The organism is Bradyrhizobium sp. IC4060 (assembly GCF_020193715.1).
Lineage (GTDB): Bacteria > Pseudomonadota > Alphaproteobacteria > Rhizobiales > Xanthobacteraceae > Bradyrhizobium > Bradyrhizobium yuanmingense.
Map to the genome: position 1 here is coordinate 293,485 of NZ_JADYVJ010000003.1, position 23,452 is coordinate 316,936.

The following is a 23,452-nucleotide window of genomic DNA, read 5'->3' on the forward strand; positions in this document are numbered from 1 at the left end:
GCGCTTCGACCAATTGATAGCAAACGCTTGGTTGTCGCCGGTGCCTGCAACCTGCTCAAATCTTCCGCGCGAACACGCGAAAACCGGGCGCGCCGATGATTGCCTCGAAATTCGGGTCGCGCTTCTCTTCCGCGAAGACAAAACCCGCCTTCGCGTAGGCGCGCTCGGCCGGCTCGTTGCCGATCAGGAACGATATCGTCGCCCGGGCAAACCCAGCTGCCCGCCCTTTGTCCAGCGCATGCGCGATCAACGCCTGCATCAAGCCACGACCACGATAGGCAGGGTCGGTCGCGACATGCTCGATCATCCAGTCGCCCTCGCCGCCCTGGACCCAGCAAGCTCGCGAATAGGCACCGCGCTGGCGGATGGCGTCGAGCTCTGACGCCGTCAGCCCAATTGAGAGACCGACCTCTTCGACCGCGCGCCATGCCGCCGGTCCGGTGCCGGCTGCCGGCACGGCGCAAAGTGCAGCAGCGGGCTTGCCATCAATCTCGGCGACCAGGAACTGCGAAAAATGCCACATCGACACCGCCCGTGCGACGGCGACGCGCGCGACGAAAGCGAGGCACTCCGCTTCCGGCCAGCCGAGCGCCACGTCGAACCAGCCGCGCGGCCGGTGGCCGCGCATCGAATTCAGGATGGTTTGTGCGATGAATTCGGCATCTTCGGGACGCGCGGACCGTATCGTCATGCGCGCCCCTTTACGACGACCCTACGTGTTCTTCAGCGCGACGCGGAATTCGGCTTCGGTCTTGGACTTGATCTCGTCGAGCGTGACGCCGTCGGCGAGCTCGATCAGCGCCATGCCGCCATCGCCGTGCTTGTCGATGGTGAAGACGGCAAGATCAGTGACGACCATGTCGACGACGCGCTCGCCGGTCAGCGGCAGATTGCACCTCTTCAGGAGCTTCGGGCCGTCCTTGGCCGAATGCTCCATCACCACGACGACGCGCTTGACGCCTGCGACGAGATCCATCGCGCCGCCCATGCCCTTGACCATCTTGCCGGGGATCATCCAGTTGGCGAGATCGCCGTTCTGGGCCACCTGCATGGCGCCGAGGATCGAGAGATCCATGTGGCCGCCGCGGATCATGCCGAAGGAATCCGCGCTCGAGAAATACGAGGTCGACGGCAGCTCGCTCACGGTCTGCTTGCCGGCGTTGATGAGATCGGCGTCTTCCTCGCCCTCATAGGGGAACGGCCCCATGCCGAGCATGCCGTTCTCGCTCTGCAAGGAGACGTCCATGCCATCGGGGATGTAGTTCGAGACCAGCGTCGGGATGCCGATGCCGAGATTGACGTAATAGCCGTCGCGCAATTCCTTCGCGGCGCGCGCGGCCATCTGTTCACGGGTCCAGGCCATGTGAGTCTCCTGTTGCGCTTAAGCGGCGGTACGCGGGCGGGTGTTGCGGAATTCGATGCGCTTCTTGGCCGTGCCGACCTCGACGATGCGCTTCACGAAGATGCCGGGCGTGTGGATGTGGTCGGGATTGAGTTCACCGGCGGGAACCAGATGCTCGACCTCGGCCACCGTGATCTTCGCGGCGGTCGCCATCATCGGGTTAAAGTTGCGCGCGGTCTTGCGGTAGATCAGGTTTCCGGCGGTGTCGCCCTTCCAGGCGTGCACGATGGCGAGGTCGGCGAACAGGCCGCGCTCCATCAGGTACTTCTCGCCGTCGAATTCCTTCACTTCCTTGCCTTCGGCGATCAGCGTGCCGACGCCGGTCTTGGTGTAGAAGGCCGGGATGCCGGCGCCGCCGGCGCGGATGCGCTCGGCCAACGTGCCCTGCGGATTGAACTCGAGTTCCAGCTCGCCGGCGAGGTATTGCTGGGCGAACAGCTTGTTCTCGCCGACATAGGACGAGATCATCTTCTTGATCTGGCGGGTTTCGAGCAGGCGGCTGAGGCCGATGCCGTCGACGCCGGCATTGTTGGAGACCACGGTCAGGCCCTTGACGCCGGAATCCCGGATCGCGTCCGACAGCTCCTCGGCAATGCCGCAGAGGCCGAAGCCGCCCGACATGATCATCATGTTGTCTTTTAGAATGCCTGACAGCGCCGACTTGGCGTCGGGATAGACCTTGTTCATGCAAAAAACCTCGACTGAACCTTGGGCTGGCGGGCGTCGCGCCTCATTGGCGGCGATTATTAGGCGAAATCGTCCGAAGCCGTCAATGATACGGGGTTCTCCGCTCCGCCCCCGGGTGATAGAAGCTGCCCATGCCGTGGGCATAACCGCGCAGCGGCCTTGAAAGCGTCAAGAAAACCCATCAAGTTGCGGTACTTAACACCATAGGATCTGGGCGTCGGCACAGACGTTTCGCGGCCCGCCCTTCTGGCTCCAACGACCAACCCGATCAGGACATGCCATTGACCATGGCCCAAGGAATGAAGCGCCTCGGGACGCCGATCGCGGCGCTGCTCGGCGTCGCGCTGATCGCCCTGATCGCGACCTCCTGGCTCATCAACCGCGACGCGCTGCGCAAGGCGGTCGAAGCGCAGATCCGCGACGTCACCGGGCTCGAGCTCAATGTCGCAGGCAGCATCGAGATCTCGGTGCTTCCGGCGAGCTACATCTCCTTCCGCGACGTCGGCCTCAAGGGCGGCGGCACCAGCGCTCCCGCGCTCCAGGTCGACGTGCTCACCGCGAATTTGCGGCTGCTGCCGCTCCTGCTGCAGCGTTTCGAGATCGCCGACCTGACGCTGCTGCGGCCGCGCATCCACGTCAGCCTGAAGCCGGACGGCGAGAGCAACTGGACGCCCTTCATCCAGACCATCGCACGCACCATGAAGCCCGGGGCCGAGAACCAGGTCTCGTTCTCCGAAATCCGCATCCAGGACGGCGTGCTCGATTACGAGGACGTTGCCACGCGTGCCAACGAGAAGCTCGAGGACATCGACCTGTCGCTGGCCTGGCCTTCGATCTCGCGCTCTTTTGCCGCGACCGGGCAGTTCGACTGGCGCGGCGAGCGCGTCGACGGCTCGATCAGCTTTTCCGATTTCGTCGCCGCCCTCTCCGGCGACCGCTCCGGCCTGAAGGCGCGCATCGCCAGCGCGCCGCTCAAGCTCGCCTTCGACGGCAGCGTCGCCAATCGCACCAGCGCGATGATGGAGGGTACGCTCACAGTGGACAGCCCGTCCTTGCGCAACGCGCTGCGCTGGACCGGACAGCCGCAGCCCGGCAGCGGCGGCTTCGGCCGCTTCGTGCTGAAGGCGCGCGCCAACGTCGTCGGCGCCTCGATCGCGCTCACCAATGTCAACGTCGAGCTCGACGGCAATGCCGCCGAAGGCGTCATGACCTACGCCAATAACGGCCGGCAGACGCTGCAGGCCACGCTCGCCGCCGACGCGCTCGACTTCACACCTTATATCTCGACGTTCCGCCTGCTCGCGAGTGGGGCGCGCGACTGGAACAGGCAGCTGTTCGACCTCCAGGGATTGTCGACCACCGACCTCGACATGCGCCTGTCGGCGGCCAAGCTGACCGTCGGACCCACGCGGCTCGGCCGCACCGCGATCGGCGCCAATTTGCGCAACGGCACGCTGGCGCTCTCGGTCGGCGAGGCGCAGGTCTATGGCGGGATCGCCAAGGGCTCGTTCGGCATCGCGCGGTCCGATACGGTCGCCGACATCAAGGCGCAATTCCAGTTCACCGATGTCGATCTGCAGGCCTGCGCCACCGAGCTGTTCGGCCTCAACAAGCTGTCCGGCCGCGGCAACATCAACGTCTCGCTGTTCGCCTCGGGCTCGAGCCCGTTCGGCCTCGTGCAGTCGCTCGACGGCAGCGCCACCGTGACCGGGCATAACGGCGCGATCGCGGGCTTCAATGCCGAGCAGCTGCTGAAGCGGCTGGAGCGGCGGCCGCTGTCGGGCGGCGGCAATTTCCGCAGCGGCTCGACGCCATACGACAAGCTCACGATCGCCGTGAAATTCTCCGACGGCATCGCAACCGCCGAAGACATCCGCATCGAGGGCCCGGCGGCCAAGATCACGCTGACCGGCACCGCCTCGGTGCCGACCCGCGAATACGACATGAAGGGCGTGGCGAGCCTCAACACGGCGTCCGGCTTTCAATTGCCCTTCATGGTGCAGGGCCCCTGGGACGATCCCCTGATCTTCCCCGATCCCGAAAGCCTGATCCGGCAGTCGCCGGCGGCGTCTCCCTTCCTCGATCTCCTCAAGCAGCGCATCACGGGGGGAAAGCGCCCGGAGGGATCGCCGACCGCCGAAAATGCGAAAGAGGGCGCGAAGTCGAACTGACGATTGTGCGCCGTGGAGCGCGCGCGAATTGATCCCGGTGAATTGATGCGGCGATTGGATCGATGCGCGCATGATGCATCTCCGACGCGCTACGACCTTGGTCCGACAAGATGCGTTGATTGCGCTACCACCATGCGCTAGTGTTTTATACGACCGGTTAAAACACCGGCCGTTTGAGGGAGAAAAACGTGAAATCCAAGGTTATTGGCGCAGTTTCATTGGCGGTCGCTGCGGTTGGGCTGTTTGCCGCCACTGCGCCCGCATTTGCACAACAGAAGACGATCACGGTCTGGTGGGTCAAAGGCTTTTACAAGTCCGAGGACGAAGCGCTCGCCGAGACGATCAAGAAGTTTGAAGCCAAGACCGGCATCAAGGTCGAATTGTCGCAATACGCGATCCAGGACATGATTCCGAAGACCGTCGCAGCGCTCGATGCGGGCACCGTGCCCGACGTCGCCTATTCCGACAGCTACGACGTGCAGGTACAGGGCAAGTGGGCCTATGAGGGCAAGCTCGAGGACCTCACCGACGTCATGGAGCCGATCAAGGGCCGGTTCGTGCAGAACACGCTGGACGCCTCGATCCTCTACAACGACGTCGCCAAGAAGAAGGCCTATTACGGCTTCCCGCTGAAGCAGCAGAGCATGCACGTCCAGATCTGGAACGACATGCTGGAGAAAGCCGGCTTCAAGCAGAGTGACATCCCGAACGACTGGACCGGCTACTGGAGCTTCTGGTGCGACAAGGTGCAGCCGGCGATCCGTAAGGCCACAGGCCAGCGCATCTATGCCGTCGGCCAGCCGATGGGCGTGGAATCCACCGACTCGTTCCAATCGTTCTACACCTTCATGGACGCCTACCACGTCAAGCTGGTCGACGACGACGGCAAGCTGCTGGTCGACGACCCCAAGGTCCGCGACGGCCTGATCAAGGCGCTGAAGGACTACACCGACACCTACACCAAGGGCTGCGCCCCGCCCTCCGCGACCACCTGGAAGGACCCGGACAACAATGTCGCCTTCCACAACAAGACAATCGTGATGACCCACAACTTCACGATCTCGATCGCAGCAAAATGGTACGAGGAGTCACAGAACCAGAACCTCACGCCGGAACAGCGCGAGGCCGGCAAGAAGGCTTATGAGCAGGACATCGTCACGGCGTCCTTCCCCAAGGCTCCCGATGGCTCGACCATCAAGTATCGCTCCGACGTCAAGACGGGTCTGATCTTCACCGCGGCCAAGAACAAGGCCGAGGGCAAGCAGTTCCTCAACTTCCTGCTGCAGGAAGAGAACATCCGTCCCTACATCGAGGGCGCGCTCGGCCGCTGGTTCCCGGTGACGAAAGAAAGCCAGGAAAGCCCGTTCTGGCAGGCCGACAAGCACCGCAAGGCCGTCTACACCCAGTTCAAGGGCGGCACCTCTCAGTTCGACTTTACCAGGAACTGGAAGTTCACGATCTTGAACAATGAGAACGTGTGGGCGAAGGCGATGAACCGCGTCGTCAGCGAGAAGGTTCCGGTCGACAAGGCCGTCGACGAACTCATCGCCCGCATCAAGCAGGTCGCGGGCTGAGTCGTCCGCCCATCTCTCCGCGTTGCGGGGGAGAGTGCAACAACAACAACACCGGCCGCGTCTCGCGGCCGGCTTCTCTTTGAAGAGTCCGAAAGAATGGCGATCACGCTCTCTGGCGATCAGGCAATACCCGGCCCGCCCCTGTCGTCGCGGCTGACCCCGGCGCAGGTCTGGGGCATCCTCCTGCTAACACCTTATCTGCTCGTCTTCCTTGCCTTTGTCGTCTATCCCGTCTGCTACGGGCTCTGGCTGGCACGCGATCCGGCGAACTATGTGGCGCTGTATCACGACCCGATCTTCGCGCGCGCTGCAATCAACACGCTGATCTTCCTGGTCGTCGGCATCAACATCAAGATGATGATTGCGCTGTTCCTGTCCGGCTTCTTCGCGCAGCAGCGCACCTGGATCAGATGGCTGTCGGTGATCTTCATCCTGCCCTGGGCGGTGCCGTCGATCCCGACCATCCTGTCGGTGCGCTTCATGCTCAATCCCGAATGGGGCATGGTCAACCACTTCATCTTCTCCCTGACCGGCGATGACGGCCCGAACTGGCTGAACGACCCGACCGTCGCGCTGTGCATGGCGATCGCCGTGCACATCTGGAAGTCGCTGCCGTTCTGGACGCTGATCCTGATCACCGGGCGCCTTGCGATCTCGCACGATCTGTTCGAGGCCGCCGAGGTCGACGGTGCCAGCTGGTGGCAGAAATTCCGCTACATCACCTGGCCGTCGATGCAGACGCTCTACGTCACCTGCACGCTGCTCTCGATGATCTGGACGCTGGGCGATTTCAACAGCGTCTACCTGCTCACCGGCGGCGGACCTGCCGACCTCACGCACGTGCTGGCGACGCTCGGCATCCGCTATCTTCGGCTCGACCAGCTCTCGCTCGCGATGGCATCCATCGTCTGCGCGATGCCGTTCGTCCTGCCACTGGTTTACTTCATGATGAAACGGTTGTCGCGATGAAGCTTCCCTCCCTCCGTGACGTCGCGACGGAAGCGCGGCTGCTGCTGATCGGCATTCCCGTCTTCCTGTGGACGATGATCCCGATCTACCACATGTTCCTGTTCGCGATCTCCCCGAAGGAGGACGCGTTCTCGGGCAAGCTGTGGCCGGACCATCCGACGCTGCACAACTTCGAAATCGTGTTCAAGCAGCAGCACTACTTCCTGCGCGACTTCTACGCCCAGTTCTGGAATTCGACGCTGATCGCAGTCTCCGTGGGCGTGCTCACGCTGTTCATCGCGACCGCCGCGGCGTTCGCGATTTCGCGATTGAAGGTGCCGGGCGGCCGCGCCGTGCTGAACCTCGCGCTCTTCACCTATTTCATTCCCGCGGCGTTTCTCGCCGTGCCGATGTATCGCACGATGGGCAATTACGGCCTGCTCAACAATCACTGGTCGCTGATCCTGGCCATGGTGACGATCGCCTCGCCTTACGCGATCTGGGTGCTGAAGCAGGCCTCGGACAAGCTGCCGGTGGAGCTGGACGAGGCCGCGGTGATGGACGGCGCCACCACGCTGCAGATCTTCCGCCTGGTCTATTTGCCGCTGATGATGCCCTCGCTGGTCGCGATCGGCACCTATGCGGTGCTGCTGGCCTGGAACGAGTATCTCTACGCGTTCCTGCTGCTGTCGAACGACCGCGACATCACCCTTCCCGTCGCGCTCGGCAACTTCCTCGCCGCCGACGACTCGCCGTGGGAGCTGCTGATGACGACGGGCTTCATCTACGCGCTGCCGCCGGCCGCGGTCTATTACGCCTTCCGCCGCTACATGGTGGGCGGGCTCACGGCGGGTGCGGTGAAGTCGTAAGCTCTTCTTTCGTCATTGCGAGCGAAGCGAAGCAATCCAGACTACCTCCAGACTGGATTGCTTCGTCGCAAGAACTCCTCGCAATGACAGCAGAGCCTACAGCGGCGCAGCGCTCTCACCTCGCGAGCTCGACAGCTTCGAGGCGAGCGAGGCAATGACGATGACGACCGCGATCAGCGCGATCACCAGCGTGCAGATCGCGTTGATCTCGGGCTTCACGCCGAGCCGCACCTCCGAATAGATACGGATCGGCAGCGTCGCCGAGCCTGGGCCGGTGGTGAAGCTCGCGATCACGAGGTCGTCGAGCGACAGCGTGAACGCCAGCATCCAGCCGGCGACGATTGCAGGGGCGATCAGCGGCAGCGTTGCGGCAACGAACGCACCGACGGGATTGCAGCCGAGATCCATCGCCGCCTCCTCCAGCGAGCGATCGAGCGAGCCGAGGCGCGACTGCACGACCACCGTGACGAAGCACATGGTGAGCGTGGTGTGGGCGATCGTCACCGTCCAGAAACCGCGCTCGGCGTTCAGCGCAACGAACAGCAAGAGCAGCGACAATCCGGTGATCACCTCCGGCATCACCAGCGGTGCGTAGAGCATGCCTGAGAACAGGGTGCGACCACGAAAGCGTTCACCGCGCGACAGCGCCACCGCTGCGAGCGTGCCGAGCAGCGTCGCGATCGTCGCGGAGGCGACAGCGACCCGCAGGCTCATCCAGGCCGCCTCGATCATGGCGCGATCGTTGAACAACTCATGATACCAGCGCAGCGACCAGCCGCCCCACACCGTCACCAGGCGCGAAGCGTTGAAGGAATAGAGAACGAGGATCAGGATCGGCAAATAGAGGAACGCCAGCCCCAGCGCGAGCGAGGCGATGTTGAAGCGGGACAGGCGGAAGACCTTGCGCATCGCGCTACCTTCCCTGTTCCAGCTGCCGCTTCTGCAGCCGCTCGTACAGCAAGAGCGGCACCAGCAGCACGACCAGCAGCACGATCGCGGCAGCCGAGGCAACCGGCCAGTCCTTGTTGGTGAAGAATTCGAGCCACAGGGTCTGGCCGATCATCAGCGAATTGGAGCCGGCCAGAAGGTCGGGAATGACGAACTCGCCGACGATCGGGATGAAGCACAAGAGCACGCCGGCGCCGACGCCGGGCAGCGACAGCGGGAAGGTGACGAGCCAGAACACCTGCCAGGGCGGCGCGCCGAGATCGGCAGCCGCTTCCTCCAGCACCGGCTCCATCTTGGCGAGCGTCGCGTAGAGCGGCAGGATCATGAACGGCAGATAGGAATAGACGATGCCGATATACATCGCGGTGTCGGTGGAGAGCCACACTACGGGCTGGCTGACCAGATGCAGCGCCAGCAGGACCTGGTTCAGCAGGCCGTCGTGCTGGAGGATGTTGATCCAGGCGTAGATGCGGATCAGGAACGAGGTCCAAAACGGCACGATCACCAGCACCATCGCCACCGCCTGCCAGCGCTGCGGCAGCCGCGCCATCCCGTAGGCGATGGGATAGCCGATCAGGAGCAGTAGCGCGGTGGCCGTGAGGGCGACGGTGAGGCTGCGGACATAGGCGAAGACGTAAATGTCGTCGGAGGCGAGCAGCTTGAAATTGTCGACCGAGAGCGCAGCGAACGCTGCCTTCAGCGCGTCCCATCCCGCCGTGAGGTCGAACACCGGCTCGTAAGGCGGCTGCGCGATCGCGGTCTGCGACAGGCTGATCTTGAGCACGAAGCCGAACGGCACCAGGAAGAACAGCACCATCCAGACATAGGGCGCGATGGCCGCGAAGCGCGCCGGCTTTGCGAAGATGCGGCGCGAGCTCATGATTGCAGCACCACGCAATCGTCGGGCGTGAACCAGGCGACGACATGCTGGTTCAGGCTGTAGGCGTCGACGTCCAGCCGCGCGCTGTTAGCGACCGACGCCTGCAGCATCCCGCCGGTGTCGAGCTTCACCTTATAGGTGGTGGTGCCGCCGAGATAGCAGATGTCCGCGATCACGCCCTCGAGGGTGTTGATCGCCGTCTCACGACCGGCCTCGTTGGCCGGGCCGCGGCGCGACAGCTTGACCTTCTCGGGGCGGATCGCGACCGCCAGTTTTCCGGTGCCGACCGCCTCACGCGGCTCGGCCACCACCAGCGCCCCCGCATCGCGCGTGCCGATGACCAGACGACGACCGTCGCGCAATTTTGACTCGCCGTCGAACAGGTTGACGTCGCCGACGAACTCGGCGATCCAGCGCGAGCGCGGCGCCTCATAGAGCTCGCGGGGGTTCGCGACCTGGGCGAGCCTGCCTGATTTCATCACGCCGATCCGGCTCGCCATCGTCATCGCCTCCTCCTGGTCGTGGGTGACGATGATGAAGGTCATGCCGAGCCGCCGCTGCAGCTCCATCAGCTCGGCTTGCGTGTTTTCGCGAAGCTTCTTGTCGAGGGCTGCGAGCGGCTCGTCGAGCAGCAGGAGCTGAGGGCGGCGCGCCAATGCGCGGGCGAGCGCCACGCGCTGGCGCTGACCGCCGGACAACTGGTCCGGCTTGCGCTTCTCCAATCCCTCGAGCTTGACCAGCGCCACCATCTCCGCGACGCGCGTGGCGATGTCGGCACGCGGCATGCCGGCGCGCTTCAGGCCGAAGGCAATGTTGTCGCGTACCGACAGATGCGGGAACAGCGCATAGTTCTGGAACATCATGTTGATCGGGCGGTCGTGCGGCAGCGCCTGCGCGATATCCTTGCCGCCGAGCAGAATACGCCCCTCGTCCGGCGCCTCGAAGCCCGCGAGCATGCGCAAGAGCGTGGTCTTGCCGCAGCCGCTCGGGCCGAGCAGCGCGAAGAACTCGCCGGCCTTGATATCGAGCGACACGCCGTCGACGGCGCGGAACGTGCCAAAGGTCTTGGCGACGCCCTCGATGCGCAGCAGCGGCTGGCCGGCCGCCGGACATGCGTCTCCGCCAGCCGGTTCAGCCGCAACGTTCATCCCGGGCAATTCTTCCGCCATGGTCCCTGCCAACCCCGATTCCGCCGCACGCTAGCGGCCGATCGTGTTTAGCTCAACCGGTTCGGGGAAAACTTACATCGCGCCGCCGTAGCCCGGATGGAGCGAAGCGGAATCCGGGGCTGTTCGCCGGCGCAGAGACTCTCCCGGATTTCGCTTCGCTCCATCCGGGCTACACCAGTGACCGGCTCAGATCCGCCATGAACGCCGCCAGCGCCTCACGGTCCGCCGCAGGCATTGTCAGGCCCAGCTTGGAACGGCGCCACAGAACGTCATCCGGAAAACGCGCCCACTCGCAGGTCATGAGATATCGCACCTCCGCGCCGGTCAGTTCGGGACCGAAGGCTGGGCCAAGCTCTTTGCGCGTCCTTGCTTCACCGAGCACGGCCGCCAATCGCGAGCCGTAGGCCGCGACCAGGCGCTGGGCTTCCGGCTCGGACAGAAAGCGCCAGCGCTCGCGTGCGAGGTCGACCTCGGTGTCGAAACGATCCCAGGCGAAATCTCCACCTGGCAGCGCTGCGCCGGCGGTCCAGGGCGGCGACATCGGATAGAACGGCGTCAGCCTCGTCACCGCCCGCTCGGCGCGCCGGCGCGCGGTGGTGAGGTCGCCGCCGAACATCGTGATCAGCGGTGCCTTGCGCCGGCGCGCGTGGAACAGGGTTGTGCCCTCGCGTTGCCGCGCGGACGCCGGTCTCAGATTGACGCCGCAGACCGCCCGGACCACGTCGGTCGGGGCGACGCGCTCGCGGAAGTAGCGGCTCGCCGCTTCGCAGAGATAACCGACATCGGCCCCTCGCACCGCCACGATGGCGGGGTCGCCGGTGAAATCGTGCGTGACTGTGCCGATCAGCGTGAACGCGCGCTCAAACGGGCTTGCGAAGATCAGTCGGCCGTCGCTGTTCTGGAACACGTAGACATTGTCTGAATCGAACAGCCTGGGCACGATGATCTGGCTCATCTGCATGGCCGTCGCGGCGGGCTGCGGCTGGCGCAGGACGGTCTCCGCGACGATCGAGGTCCAGCCGCCACTGGTATTGGCCAGCGCCCTTGCTGTAACGGAGCGGCGGTGGCCGCGATCGACCACGGCGAGCCGCCAGATGTCGGTTCGGTCGGCACGTACGCAGCGCGCCCCGGTCCGGATCGTCGCACCACGCTCGGCGGCGTCCAGCGCCGTGAGCACGACAAGCCGGGAATCGTCGACGATACAGTCCGAATATTCGAACGCCGTGCCGAACGGGCGCTTCAGCGCGTTGCCGACCGGGTGATGGGTGATATCGAGGGTCGTCGATCCAGGCAGGCCGCTCCGGCCGGCGAGGACGTCATAAAGAAACAGGCCGGCCCGCAGCAGCCACGGCGGACGCTCGTCCACATGTGCAGGAATCACGAAACGCATCGGCCGCACCAGATGCGGCGCGATGGCGAGCCAGGTCCGGCGCTCGGCCAGTGCCCGGCGCACCCGCCAAAAGCCGCGGCGCTCCCGCACCGAGAGATCGCCGTGGATCAGCCGCGGTGTGGCCGACGACGCCGCGCCGCCGAGATCGCCCTGCTCGAACAGGATCACCCGCAGGCCGCGGCCCGCCGCATCGCGGGCGAGGCTGACGCCGTTCAGGCCGCCGCCGATGATCGCGAGGTCGTAATCCGCCATGAAGCCGTCGAATGGGAGCGAAGCACTCCCATCCACTAGAGCGATTTCCGTTCCGATGAAATCGGAACGGTGGCTCTAGATTCATATTCTGACGCGTTTTCTTGACGCGAGCCGCTGTCCACTTCGCTCGAAAACGCTCTAACCGGTCTTCAGCGCAAGCTCCATGGCTTCGGCGCGGCCGACGAGCCCGGCATATTTGCCGATCGGCAACGGCTTGCCGAGCAGATAGCCCTGCACCCCGTCACAGCCTTCCTTGGCGAGGAAGGCGAGCTGGTCGAGCGTCTCGACGCCCTCGGCGATGATCGACATTTCGAGGCCGTGGCCGAGGTCGATGACGGCGCGCACGATCGCCGCCGATTGCGGGTTGCGGCCGAGATTGATGATGAAGGCGCGGTCGATCTTGATCTTGTCGAACGGGAACGCCTGGAGATAGCTCAGCGAAGAATAGCCGCTGCCGAAATCGTCCATGGAGATGCGCACGCCGAGCGCCTTCAGGCGGCGCAGCAGCGCAAGGCCGCGATCGAAATCCTCGATCAGAACACCTTCGGTGATCTCGAGCTCGAGCCGGCCGGGTGCGAGGCCCGTCTCGATCAGGATCGAATGGACGAGGCCGACCACGTCGCCGTGCATGAACTGCGCCGGCGACAGATTGACCGCGACCTGCAGCGGCTTCGGCCAGGACGCCGCCTCGCGGCAGGCCTCGCGCAGGATCCACTCGCCCATCTCGACGATGAGGCCGCTCTCCTCGGCGATGGGAATGAATTCGGCCGGCGAAACCTGGCCGCGCACCGGATGCTGCCAGCGCGCCAGCGCCTCGAAGCCGATGATCTCGCTCTCGGCGACGCTGTGGCCCGCGGCCCCCTGCGGCTGGAAGGCGAGCGAGAGCTCGCCGTTCTTGACCGCCATGGAGAGGTCCTGGTGCAGCACGCGGCGGTCGCGGATCTGCTGGTCCATCTCGGGCTGGTAGAGGCTGATCGTGCCGCGCGACTTCTGCTTGGCGCGGAACAGCGCCGCGCCGGCATTGGCGAGCAGCGAGGCGCCATCGGTGCCATTGTGGGGAAAGACCGACATGCCCGTGGTGATGCCGGCGCGGACCGGCCGGCCGTCGATCTGAAAATCCTTCGCGACGGCTTCGCCGATCTGCTGCGCCAGCGCGAGGCCGGCCTCGGGCTGCTTGCCGTCGATGATCAGGCCGAACTCGTCCCCGGACAGGCGCGCCACCACGCCGCCGCGTGCGGAATCCTGGAGCCGATGGGCGACCTCGATCAGGAGCTTGTCGCCGAGCGCATGGCCGAAGACGTCGTTGACCTCCTTGAGGCCGTCGAGGTCGACGCAGAGCACGGCGAACTCCTCGCCGGTGCCCTCGCAAGCCTCGATCATCTGGGTCAGAGCCTGCAGGAAGGCGGCGCGATTCGGCAGATCGGTGAGGCCGTCGTGATAGGCCATGTGCGCCATGCGCGACTCGGTCTGCCGGCGGTCGGTGACATCCTCGTGGGTCTTGATCAGATATTGCGGCTCGCCGGCATCGTTGACCACAGTGGCGCGGCGGGTCAGGAACAGCCGCAGGCCGCCCTTGGTGGAGATCGGATGCTCCTCGGTGATCATCCCGCGCTTCTTGATCGCGGCCTCGTCGCGCGCGACGATCAGCTTGGCCTCCTTGGCGTTGAAGATGTCGGACGCGGTCAGGCCGGTGGCTTCCTCGCGCCTGCGGTTGAGGATCGTCTCCGCGCTGCGGTTGGCGAGCAGATAGCGGCCGTCCTTGACCTGCTCCACGATCAGCGCAACCGGGATGTTGTCGACCACGAGCTCGAGGAACTTCTTGGTGCTCTCCAGCTCCTGCGACAGCGAGCGGCGGTCGGTGATGTCCTCGAACAGGATGAGCAGAAATTCGGGCTTGTTGCTCTCGTTGCGGACCACGATCCGGATCGAGGCGACCATGCGCCGCGCGCCGGCACGATCCACCTCGAACTCATTGCGGTGCTGGCCATCCGGCGAATTGAGCGCGGCCTGGTCAGCGGCCTCGATGCTGGCCGCCGAGGCCGACGCAAACAGCTCCCGTGCATTCCTGCCGACGGCGAAGTCCCGCGACAATCCCCAGAACTTCTCATAGGCGCTGTTGGCGAAGATGTAGCAGCCGTCCTCGATGTTCTTGGCCGCCACGCAGGCCGGCACATGATCGAGCACCGATTCCAGGAACTGCTTGGTGGAGGCGAGCTGCCGCGACAGGTTGCGCTGCTCGGTGACGTCGAGATGGGTCGCCACCGAGCCGCCGTTCGGCAACACGAAATACTTCACCAGGATAGCCCGTCCGTCCGGCAGTTCCGTGGTCAGGCCATTGGCGCTCGATGCCTTTTGGTAAAATTCGTCATCGGTGACGCCGAGCACTCCGCGCTCGCGGCGCAGCCTCAGGATGTCGCAACCGGTCATGTTGGGCCGGAGGTCGGATCGCGTCAGGCCATAGATCTCGAGATAGCGGTCATTGCAGAAGATGACGCGGCGCTGCGCATCCGTCATCACCACGCCCTGGTTGAGGTTGTTCATGGCGGAGGAGATGAAGGCGTTGCGACGCAGCTGCAAACGGCTGGACCGGCGCAGCGAGGAATGGATCCACAGCCCGATCGCGGCGAGGAACGAGCAGACCACGATGCCCGCGATGAGGGCTTCCCAGATCACGCCGGGATCAAGCCTGGTGGGATCGCCCGGAACGGCAAGGCTGTCCGATGCCGCAAAGGCGCGCGCAGGCGCGCCCGTAACGGCCAGGCATAGGAGGGCGTGCACAGCAATCGAAAGCGTGCTGCCCACGTGCCAGTTCTTCTCAGCCATCAGCCACCCGCGATTTCAACGTCGGATTGTCTGGCCTCGCGGGTTTGGATCGGGTAAACGCCTGTGGGCACAACAGAATAATGTGACATAAAATGCGGCAATTGCCCTGACATGATAAACGACTTCTTAACGGAAGCCCCGCCTGCGCCGCCGCATCCGGACCGTGCGCCACCGGTGCTTCCAACTGGTCTCCTGCACAACCATGGATAGGGTCGATTGCGTCGTCATCGGAGCCGGCGTGGTCGGGCTCGCGGTGGCCCGGAAGCTCGCCCAGGCCGGGCGCGAGGTGATCGTGCTGGAGGAAGCCGAGGCGATCGGCACCGTCACCTCCTCGCGCAACAGCGAGGTGATCCATGCCGGCATCTACTACCGGGCCGGGAGCTGGATGGCGCGCATGTGCGTGGCAGGCAAGCACGCGCTGTACCGCTACTGCGCCGAGCGCGGCATCCCGCACAAAAATTGCGGCAAGCTGATCGTCGCGACCAGCCCGAAGGAGACCGAGAAGCTGCAATCGATCAAGGCGCATGCCGAGGCCAACGGCGTGCTCGACATGCAGCTGCTCTCGGGCGAGGCCGCACGCGCGCTGGAGCCGGCGCTCGCCTGCGACGCCGCGCTGCTGTCACCGTCGACGGGCATCATCGACAGCCATTCCTACATGCTCTCGCTGCGCGGCGAAGCCGAGGACGCCGGCGCAGCTTTCGCGTTTCACACCCCGCTGATCCGTGCCAAGGCGGCGGCCGGCCTCATCGAGATCGATGCCGGCGGCGAGGCACCGATGACGCTGCAATGCAGCCTCCTCGTCAACGCCGCGGGGCTGTCGGCAACGCATGTGGCGCGCAGCATCGACGGCATGCCGCTGGACCGGATTCCGCCGGCCTATCTCGCCAAGGGAAACTACTTCAGCTGCAACGCCAGGGCGCCGTTCTCGCGCCTGATCTATCCGGTGCCCGAGCCCGGCGGCCTGGGCGTGCACCTGACGCTGGACATGGCAGGACAGGCGCGCTTCGGGCCTGACGTCGAATGGATCGAGACGATCGACTACGAGGTCGATCCGTCACGCGCCGAGCGCTTCTATCCCGCGATCCGCAAATACTGGCCGACGCTGCCTGACGGCGCGCTGATGCCGAGCTATTCGGGCATCCGCCCGAAGATCGTGCCGCCGGCCGTGGCCACGCAGGATTTCTTGATGCAGGGCCCGCGCGATCACGGCGTTGCAGGCCTGATCAATCTGTTCGGCATCGAATCGCCGGGACTGACGTCCTCGCTCGCGATCGCCGATCACGTCGCCGAGCTCGCAGATATCGACAGTGTTTCGAGAAGCGGATAGGTGTGCGCGTCGAGAGCCACGGGTCCAAGCAAGAGTGAGCGCCGCACAACCGTGTTGCACGGTACACACCTTGCAGCAGGGATGAGCACGGATGCTCTCATCCCTGCGTGAAGGACGTGATCAACTCTACACTGTCACGGGGGTTACTAGTGGAGCGTGTCGCCAGATTGCTTCAGACGCTCGATCTGGTCCTTGACCATCAACTTCCGGCGCTTCAACTCAACAATTTGCAGGTCGTCTGTTGAAAGGTGCACGAGAGCTTCGTGCAATTCGTTTTCGAGAAGTTTGTGCTTCCGTTCCAATTCAACGAGATGTGCCTGAATTGTCATTCGAAACCTCCTCGGTAGGGTTGAACCTTTAGGATTCGATCCGGACAACCAAGTCTACATCACCGATTCGTCCTGTCGATGGGTATCCGTCGTTGCAGCGTCATTTTTGAAAGTTCATATGTAACGAAGCGTGACTAAGGGAACCACGCCGGAAAAATCCATGATATCAATACGCCGACGCACCGCCGCAGCTCCCTGCAGAAATATGTTGCTGGAGATCGGGGACGAGGGATCGCAGATCGCTTGCGATCACGCGGCGCAAGGACGATAATTTCCACAGGGCATCCACAGCCCGGATCTCACGCCTATCGGTTTTCGGCCACCGCAGACATGACCAATGAAGATGAGCGTGAGCTCGAAGCCGAGCTCACCCGGTTGCAGCAGGAACACCGAGATCTCGATGCGGCGATCGATGCATTGCATCAATCGCCCGCCCCCGACCTGTTGCGGTTACAGCGCCTGAAGAAGCGCAAGCTGTTGTTGCGCGACCGCATCGCGTTCATCGAAGACCAGATCACCCCCGACATCATCGCCTGACCGTGAGCCGGTCTTGCGCGGCGCCCCGCCGCTTCCGAATCCGCTTGACTCAATAAGAACAAAATAGGAACATTCGCGGGCGCCCCAACACCTCAGAGAACGCTCAAGGACAACACACGAGGACAACGCAGATGTCGGCAACCGCCCTTTTCGACAACAGCCATTACGAACAGGCCTGCGATCAGGCGATCGCGATGTGCGACGGCAATCTGCGCAGCACCATCAAGGCGCTGATCATGGCCAACGAATATCTGGAAGCCGAGCTGGAGGAATTGCAGGCGGCGATTTCAGCCGGCTGCATTCCGGAGATCTCGCGCAGCAAGATGCGGAGCAAGAGCAGCGCCGCATAATCTTCAACCTTGGAGCAACGCCATGTCGGATGTGACCTATTACGTTGCAATGCCCTTCTTGATCGATGACGACGGATCACCCGTCGCAGGCGCTGCAGAGGAGTGTCAGTCCTCGACGGCGGCGCTGCGACGCGCAGAGATGCTGGCGCGCGGCGCCGGCCATATCGGCGCGATCGCGTTCAGCCGCAGCGGCGATCCCATGACCGGCGAATTCGGCGACGCGACGCTGCTGCGCAAGTTCGGCAACGTGCCGGAAGATCTTGCCACCCTCTAGACTAGCGCTCGCCGCCGACCAGCCTGATCCGCGGCTCGTGCCGGCGGCTCGCCTTGCGCACATACATGGCGGCATCCGCCTCCTCCAGGGCGCGGCCTGCAGCGGATTGCGGACCGAGCAGCGCGACGCCGGCCGAGGCGCCCGCGGCCACGTGCTGGCCGCGAAAAACGAATGACAATTCGTCGATCGCCTGCTCCAAGGCCGCAGCCTTGACCTTCGCATCGGTCTCGCTGAGATTCCAGAGCAGCAGCGCGAACTCGTCGCCCCCGAGCCGGCCGACCACGTCGGAGGCGCGGATCTGTCGCGTCAGCGTGGCGACAATCGCCTTGAGCACCTCATCGCCGGCGGCATGACCGAAGGAATCGTTGATCGGCTTCAGCCGATCGACGTCGAGCACGATCAGCGCCCCGCTGGCGCGGTAGCGCTTCATATAGGCGATGGCGCGCGCGAGCTCGCGCTCGAAACCGCGCCGGTTGGGAATCCCGAGCAGGAAATCGGTATCGGCGGCCGCCTCGAGCTCCGAGATCCGCAACAGGGCCGCCTTGAGCTTGCTCCTGAGGCCGCGGATGATCGCCTTGCCGTCATCGGCAGCCGGCGCTCTGCGCAAGGCCGGTTTGGCCGCGCGGCTCGAAACGGCTTTGGATCGGGCGGCGCTCATGTTCCGGCCCTTTCTGGCCTTCGCAGGGCTCGCCCTTTTCGGTTTCTTCATGGGCATCGTGCTCAATGAAGGCTTGCGGGGATTCACCAAGACAGGATAGTGGATTCCCTTCTCCTTGCCACCGCCTTGCGAGCCGCCGGCCGGAATCATTAATCTGGCCTATCTCTCTGTTTTTCTGGGCACAATTGACGTCATGACCGCGCCGATCGCCATCATCATGGGAAGCCAGTCGGACTGGGACACGATGCGGCACGCCGCCGACACGCTTGACGCGCTCGGCATTGCTGCCGACAGCCGCATCGTCTCGGCCCACCGCACGCCCGACCGGCTGTTCGCATTCGCCAAGGGTGCCAAGGCCGCAGGCTACAAGATTATCATCGCCGGCGCCGGTGGCGCGGCCCATCTGCCCGGCATGGCGGCGGCGCTGACGGAACTCCCTGTGTTTGGTGTTCCCGTCGAATCCAAGACGCTCAGGGGCGTCGATTCGCTCTATTCGATCGTCCAGATGCCCGCGGGCATTCCGGTCGGCACCCTCGCCATCGGCAAGGCCGGCGCGATCAATGCCGCGCTGCTGGCAGCCGCCGTGCTGGCATTGTCCGACCCCGCCCTGTCGGATCGCCTCGCCGCCTGGCGCAAGGCCCAGACCGAGGCGGTCGCCGAGCGGCCGGAGGACAAGGCGTGACGGACACCAGGCACGTGAAGCTGAAGCCCGGTGACACCATCGGAATCCTCGGCGGCGGACAATTGGGCCGGATGCTTGCCATGGCCGCGGCGCGACTCGGCCTGCGCTGCCAGGTGTTCTCGCCCGATCCGGATTCACCGGCCTTCGACGTCGTGCTGAACGCGACCTGCGCCGAATATGCCGACGTGGAGGCGCTCGAATTGTTCGCGCATGATGTCGACGTCATCACCTACGAATTCGAGAACGTGCCGGCGGCAGCCGCGCTGGTATTGGACGCGCGCCGCCCGGTGCTGCCCAACCGCAAGATCCTCGAGACGACCCAGGACCGGCTCGCCGAGAAGGATTTCGTGACGAAGCTCGGGATCGGCACTGCCGCCTACGCCGACGTCACCTCCGTCTCCTCGCTGCGCGAGGCGATCGCCAGGATCGGCCTTCCAGCGGTGCTGAAAACCCGCCGCTTCGGCTATGACGGCAAGGGCCAGGCCATCATCCGCGAGGGCGACGACATCGCGAAGGTGTGGACCAGCCTCGCCACCAAATCGGCGATCCTGGAGGCCTTCGTGCCCTACGAGCGCGAGATCTCCGTGATCGCCGCGCGCGCGGCCACGGGCGAGGTCGAGTGCTTCGACGTCACCGAGAACGAGCACCGCGACCACATCCTGAAGATATCGCGTGCGCCCGCGCCGATTCCTGACGCGCTCGCCGAGGAGGCGCGCAGCATCGCGAGCAAAATCGCAAGCGCGCTCGACTATGTCGGCGTGCTCGCGGTCGAGATGTTCGTGCTGGCAGGCGGCACCGGACCGAAGGTGCTGGTCAACGAGATCGCGCCGCGCGTGCACAATTCCGGGCACTGGACGCTCGACGGCGCCTCCGTCTCACAGTTCGAGCAGCACATCCGCGCCATCGCCGGCTGGCCGCTCGGCAAGCCGGTGCGCCACGGCGAGGTCGTCACCATGACCAACCTGATCGGCGACGAGATCAACGATTACGAAAAGTGGCTGAGCGTGCCGGGCGCGACCGTGCACATCTACGGCAAGGGCGCGCCGCGCCCCGGCCGCAAGATGGGCCACGTGACAGAAGTCAGGCCGCCCCGGGACAAGTGACGGGATCGCAGCAAGAGCTGCAATCCCGCCGGGTGATTGTGACTACGCCGTCTTCACGCCCGCAACGACGCCGCTGGGCTCCTCGCTGAGCCAGCGATAGATCACCCCGCCGAGCGCGCCGCCGATCAGCGGCGCGACCCAGAACAGCCACAGCTGCGACAGCGCCCAGCCGCCGACGAACAACGCCGGGCCGGTGCTGCGCGCCGGGTTCACCGAGGTGTTGGTGACGGGAATGCTGACGAGGTGGATCATCACCAGCGCGAGCCCGATCGCCAGCGGAGCGAAACCCGCCGGCGCGCGCCCATGGGTCGCCCCCATGATGATGAACAGGAACATCATGGTCATCACCACCTCGGTGAGGAAGCCGGCCATCATGCTGTACTGACCGGGCGAATGCGCGCCATAGCCGTTGGAGGCGAAGCCCTTGCTGACGTCGAAGCCGGGCGCCCCACTCGCAATGACATAGAGCAGCGATGCGGCGACAATCGCGCCCGCCACCTGGGCGATCACATAAGGCAGGATCTGGCCGGCCGGAAAGCGGCCGCCGGCGGCGAGACCGACCGTGACGGCCGGATTCAGATGGCACCCGGAGATGTGGCCGATCGCGTAGGCCATGGTGACGACGCTCAATCCGAAAGCCAGGGACACGCCGACCAGCCCGATCCCGACCTGCGGGAAGCCGGCGGCGATCACCGCGCTTCCGCAGCCCGCGAATGTCAGCCAGAAGGTGCCGATGGCTTCGGCAGCATATTTTTTGATGTCCATTGTAGTCCCTCATTGCAAAGATTCCGGAACAAAGCTCCGGTGCGGCCCCGTCCTCGGCGCCAAATCGCCCAAATCGGGGCCGCATGGAGGTATTTTCGCCGCATTTAATGGCCGAACTTGGCCCGAAAATCCGCTTGGCCGGTGGACATCTGCGGTTTTGTCTGATACATCCGCGCGCTCAAGGTTAAGGGCTTGCGCGTTTCGCCATCCCCTTTGACTTACCAGAATTCAAATCCGATCCACCTGAAGAGGATGCCGCGTGCAGGTTCTCGTTCGCGATAACAATGTTGATCAAGCCCTCAAGGCGCTGAAGAAGAAGATGCAGCGCGAGGGAATTTTCCGCGAGATGAAGCTCCGCGGTCATTACGAGAAGCCCTCCGAGAAGAAGGCCCGCGAAAAGGCCGAGGCCGTGCGCCGCGCGCGCAAGCTGGCCCGCAAGAAGCTGCAGCGCGAAGGCCTGCTGCCGATGAAGCCGAAGCCGGTGTTCGGCGCCGGCCCGGGCGGTGATCGCGGCGGTCGTGGCGGCCCCGGTGCAGGTCCGCGCGGACCGCGCTGAGCCGATTCAGCAAGACTTTAGTTTTCGATGACGCGGGCCCCGGGCCCGCGTTATTGTTTTGAGGACTTGTCGGATCAAGCTCTAGCGCGAGCCAACCGTAGATGGCCTCCCCTTTCTCCCAGCGCGGCCTTCCGCGACGGCGCCGGATCTGGCAGCCGCCGCTCGCGGCGGCCCTGACGGGGATCGTGCTGGGCGGCTGCTCGTTCGATCTGGGATCACTGATGCCGGAGAAGGACAAGCCGCAGGAGGCCCCCAAGGCCGCCGCGCCGGCCGAGAGCGCGGTGAGCGCCGGCAACGTCACCGAAGCCCAGGCCCATACCGCGAAGGCTCAGTCTCTGGCGAAGTCAGGCGAGGCCGCGGCAGCGCTCGACGAGTTCAATCGCGCGATCGGCCTCGATCCCTACAATGCGCAGGCGCTCTATGGCCGCGCCCTGATCTACCAGGGCAACAACCAGCACGACTTCGCGATCGCCGATTTCAGCGCCGCCAGCGGACTCAACCCGCAAAAGGCCGAGCCGCTGCTGGGCCGCGCCAACAGCTATCTCGCGCTCGGCAAGGTCAAGGAGGCCGCAGCCGATCTCGACGAAGCCTCCGAGGCCGATCCGAACAATGCCCAGGTCTGGACCGCGCGCGGTCAGGTCTATGAGCGCCTGGGCGACAAAGCCAAGGCGGCGGCGTCCTACACCAAGGCGGTTGCGCTTCGTCCACGCGACGAACCCGCTCGCAGCGGTCTCGCCCGCGTCGGCGGCTGACGGTTTGGCGCAGGCTGAGCGGAGTTCTAGTCGGGCGTGGCGCTCTTGGGCAGAACGGCGTTGAACATCGACTTCATGCCCGACAGCATCTCGTCGGCGACATTGGTCTTCTTCGGCCGAGGCAGGGCGGCGCCCGCATCGGCACGCAGGTCGAGCGGCGGTGCGATGACCGGCACGGGAATGTCGGCCGGCGGCGTCACCCGATTCGGATCATCGTTGCCGATCGAGGCCGTGTACGGCGGATTGGAGCCCCCATTGCCATAGGCCTCGGGTGAGGGCGTCGAGACATTGATCGGCGGCGGCAGCGGACGGACTGGAGACGGCTCCACATTCACGACCCGCGGGGCCTCCGGCGTGCGGGCGGCGTCCCGCACCGCAGGCTCAGCCGGCTTGGTCTCCGACGCGCGAGCCTCGGCAGGCTTGGTTTCCGACGACCTGGCCTCGGCAGCCTTGCCCTCGGGCGACTTGCGCAGGCGCTCGATCGCAGCACGCGCCAGATCGTTGGCGTCGGGAGCCGCGGAAGCCGCCGTCGGGGCCGAATTGGCCTCAACCACGGGAGCAGAAGCCGCCGGTGCGGATTTCGCCGCGGCCTTGTCGCGGGCAGAGGGACGTCCGCGCGGACCGGTGTCAGCGGGAGCCACGTCTGCGGCCTTGGTCTCGGCGGCCGGCGGATGATCGACCGGCTTCTCGACCGCCGCCTTGTCCGTCACGCTCTTCTCGGGGATGCCCTTGGCCTTGACGCCGGAGGCGGGAAGGTTGGCGGTATCGGTGGGTTTGCCGTCGCTGCCGGTCTGGGCAGGCGCGGTCACGGCGGCTGGGGTGTCGGCGGCCGGCTTGGCGTTGATGTAATGATTGACGATGTAGGCCCCGATGATCGTCGCGAGCACCGAGGGGAAAATATCCATCGAAATTTTTGCGAGGTATTTCAGCATTCCGACCACACTCCCCGCGCGACCTGATGCGGGAACTTTAGGGCATTGTGAGGGATCAACTGCGACGGATCGAT

Annotated in this window: 24 protein-coding genes; 12 read left to right on the forward strand and 12 right to left on the reverse strand. The window is 64.8% G+C overall.

Annotation, left to right across the window (positions count from 1 at the left end; genetic code table 11):
* Positions 1-55 precede the first annotated feature (55 nt).
* From I6F16_RS13205 to I6F16_RS13215, 3 genes are read right to left on the reverse strand one after another with little or no spacing between them, the layout of a single operon-like run.
* Positions 56-691 carry a GNAT family N-acetyltransferase gene (locus tag I6F16_RS13205; RefSeq protein ID WP_225112928.1) on the reverse strand — a complete coding sequence of 212 codons (636 nt, stop codon included), beginning with the start codon at positions 689-691 and terminating at the stop codon, positions 56-58.
* A gap of 21 nt (positions 692-712) precedes the next feature.
* Positions 713-1,363, reverse strand: coding sequence for a CoA transferase subunit B (locus I6F16_RS13210; protein WP_035998776.1), 651 nt, complete (start codon positions 1,361-1,363; stop codon positions 713-715).
* Between the two features lie 18 nt (positions 1,364-1,381).
* Positions 1,382-2,089 (reverse strand): CoA transferase subunit A, encoded by a 708-nt coding sequence (locus I6F16_RS13215; protein ID WP_035998773.1) that lies wholly within the window; start codon positions 2,087-2,089, stop codon positions 1,382-1,384.
* Positions 2,090-2,376: 287 nt separating this feature from the next.
* On the opposite strand from I6F16_RS13215, the gene I6F16_RS13220 reads away from it, so the two are divergent.
* The 4 genes from I6F16_RS13220 (at position 2,377) to I6F16_RS13235 (ending at position 7,651) form a co-directional block, all read left to right on the forward strand.
* Complete coding sequence (locus tag I6F16_RS13220; RefSeq protein ID WP_225112929.1) at positions 2,377-4,260, forward strand: AsmA family protein; 1,884 nt, start codon at positions 2,377-2,379, stop codon at positions 4,258-4,260.
* Between the two features lie 188 nt (positions 4,261-4,448).
* Complete coding sequence (locus tag I6F16_RS13225) at positions 4,449-5,834, forward strand: ABC transporter substrate-binding protein (RefSeq protein WP_109142529.1); 1,386 nt, start codon at positions 4,449-4,451, stop codon at positions 5,832-5,834.
* Positions 5,835-5,930: 96 nt separating this feature from the next.
* On the forward strand, positions 5,931-6,803 hold the full coding sequence (locus I6F16_RS13230; RefSeq protein WP_035998764.1) for a sugar ABC transporter permease: 873 nt from the start codon (positions 5,931-5,933) through the stop codon (positions 6,801-6,803).
* A complete protein-coding gene (locus I6F16_RS13235) occupies positions 6,800-7,651 on the forward strand; it encodes a carbohydrate ABC transporter permease (RefSeq protein ID WP_035998760.1) in 852 nt (283 codons plus the stop codon). Before I6F16_RS13230 ends, I6F16_RS13235 begins: the two co-directional genes overlap by 4 nt.
* A 96-nt stretch (positions 7,652-7,747) precedes the next feature.
* Here the strand turns inward: I6F16_RS13235 and I6F16_RS13240 are convergent, their stop codons facing one another.
* From I6F16_RS13240 to I6F16_RS13260, 5 genes are all read right to left on the reverse strand, one after another.
* Positions 7,748-8,560: an ABC transporter permease subunit gene (locus I6F16_RS13240; RefSeq protein ID WP_225112930.1), complete on the reverse strand. Its 813-nt coding sequence runs from the start codon at positions 8,558-8,560 to the stop codon at positions 7,748-7,750.
* Between the two features lie 4 nt (positions 8,561-8,564).
* On the reverse strand, positions 8,565-9,479 hold the full coding sequence (locus I6F16_RS13245; RefSeq protein WP_225112931.1) for an ABC transporter permease: 915 nt from the start codon (positions 9,477-9,479) through the stop codon (positions 8,565-8,567).
* Positions 9,476-10,648: an ABC transporter ATP-binding protein gene (locus I6F16_RS13250; RefSeq protein WP_225112932.1), complete on the reverse strand. Its 1,173-nt coding sequence runs from the start codon at positions 10,646-10,648 to the stop codon at positions 9,476-9,478. The genes I6F16_RS13245 and I6F16_RS13250 overlap by 4 nt, the downstream gene beginning before the upstream one ends.
* 169 nt (positions 10,649-10,817) lie before the next feature.
* Positions 10,818-12,290, reverse strand: coding sequence for a glycerol-3-phosphate dehydrogenase (locus tag I6F16_RS13255; protein WP_225112933.1), 1,473 nt, complete (start codon positions 12,288-12,290; stop codon positions 10,818-10,820).
* 138 nt (positions 12,291-12,428) lie between these two features.
* Positions 12,429-15,113 carry an EAL domain-containing protein gene (locus I6F16_RS13260; RefSeq protein ID WP_036021968.1) on the reverse strand — a complete coding sequence of 895 codons (2,685 nt, stop codon included), beginning with the start codon at positions 15,111-15,113 and terminating at the stop codon, positions 12,429-12,431.
* A gap of 202 nt (positions 15,114-15,315) precedes the next feature.
* On the opposite strand from I6F16_RS13260, the gene I6F16_RS13265 reads away from it, so the two are divergent.
* On the forward strand, positions 15,316-16,440 hold the full coding sequence (locus I6F16_RS13265; RefSeq protein WP_036021966.1) for an NAD(P)/FAD-dependent oxidoreductase: 1,125 nt from the start codon (positions 15,316-15,318) through the stop codon (positions 16,438-16,440).
* Positions 16,441-16,586: 146 nt separating this feature from the next.
* Here the strand turns inward: I6F16_RS13265 and I6F16_RS13270 are convergent, their stop codons facing one another.
* Positions 16,587-16,769, reverse strand: a complete 183-nt coding sequence (locus tag I6F16_RS13270; protein WP_008546178.1) for a DUF465 domain-containing protein — start codon at positions 16,767-16,769, stop codon at positions 16,587-16,589.
* 330 nt (positions 16,770-17,099) lie between these two features.
* On the opposite strand from I6F16_RS13270, the gene I6F16_RS13275 reads away from it, so the two are divergent.
* From I6F16_RS13275 to I6F16_RS13285, 3 genes are all read left to right on the forward strand, one after another.
* Positions 17,100-17,306 (forward strand): DUF465 domain-containing protein, encoded by a 207-nt coding sequence (locus I6F16_RS13275; RefSeq protein ID WP_008546179.1) that lies wholly within the window; start codon positions 17,100-17,102, stop codon positions 17,304-17,306.
* Positions 17,307-17,437: 131 nt separating this feature from the next.
* Entirely contained in the window at positions 17,438-17,656 is a 219-nt protein-coding gene (locus I6F16_RS13280) for a hypothetical protein (protein ID WP_035998725.1), read from the forward strand.
* 22 nt (positions 17,657-17,678) lie between these two features.
* Positions 17,679-17,930 (forward strand): hypothetical protein, encoded by a 252-nt coding sequence (locus I6F16_RS13285; protein ID WP_036021965.1) that lies wholly within the window; start codon positions 17,679-17,681, stop codon positions 17,928-17,930.
* Position 17,931: 1 nt separating this feature from the next.
* Here the strand turns inward: I6F16_RS13285 and I6F16_RS13290 are convergent, their stop codons facing one another.
* Positions 17,932-18,639 carry a GGDEF domain-containing protein gene (locus I6F16_RS13290; RefSeq protein ID WP_225112934.1) on the reverse strand — a complete coding sequence of 236 codons (708 nt, stop codon included), beginning with the start codon at positions 18,637-18,639 and terminating at the stop codon, positions 17,932-17,934.
* 142 nt (positions 18,640-18,781) lie between these two features.
* Between I6F16_RS13290 and purE the strand changes: the two genes are divergently transcribed.
* Entirely contained in the window at positions 18,782-19,270 is a 489-nt protein-coding gene (purE, locus tag I6F16_RS13295; RefSeq protein WP_036021962.1) for a 5-(carboxyamino)imidazole ribonucleotide mutase, read from the forward strand.
* A complete protein-coding gene (locus tag I6F16_RS13300; RefSeq protein ID WP_036021959.1) occupies positions 19,267-20,373 on the forward strand; it encodes a 5-(carboxyamino)imidazole ribonucleotide synthase in 1,107 nt (368 codons plus the stop codon). The genes purE and I6F16_RS13300 overlap by 4 nt, the downstream gene beginning before the upstream one ends.
* A 42-nt stretch (positions 20,374-20,415) precedes the next feature.
* Here the strand turns inward: I6F16_RS13300 and aqpZ are convergent, their stop codons facing one another.
* Positions 20,416-21,138 carry an aquaporin Z gene (gene aqpZ / locus I6F16_RS13305; protein ID WP_035998714.1) on the reverse strand — a complete coding sequence of 241 codons (723 nt, stop codon included), beginning with the start codon at positions 21,136-21,138 and terminating at the stop codon, positions 20,416-20,418.
* Positions 21,139-21,397: 259 nt separating this feature from the next.
* On the opposite strand from aqpZ, the gene rpsU reads away from it, so the two are divergent.
* Positions 21,398-21,694, forward strand: coding sequence for a 30S ribosomal protein S21 (gene rpsU, locus I6F16_RS13310; RefSeq protein ID WP_008546194.1), 297 nt, complete (start codon positions 21,398-21,400; stop codon positions 21,692-21,694).
* A gap of 101 nt (positions 21,695-21,795) precedes the next feature.
* Positions 21,796-22,446 (forward strand): tetratricopeptide repeat protein, encoded by a 651-nt coding sequence (locus I6F16_RS13315; RefSeq protein ID WP_074447704.1) that lies wholly within the window; start codon positions 21,796-21,798, stop codon positions 22,444-22,446.
* Between the two features lie 26 nt (positions 22,447-22,472).
* Here the strand turns inward: I6F16_RS13315 and I6F16_RS13320 are convergent, their stop codons facing one another.
* Complete coding sequence (locus tag I6F16_RS13320) at positions 22,473-23,378, reverse strand: hypothetical protein (RefSeq protein WP_036021950.1); 906 nt, start codon at positions 23,376-23,378, stop codon at positions 22,473-22,475.
* Positions 23,379-23,452: the final 74 nt, after the last annotated feature.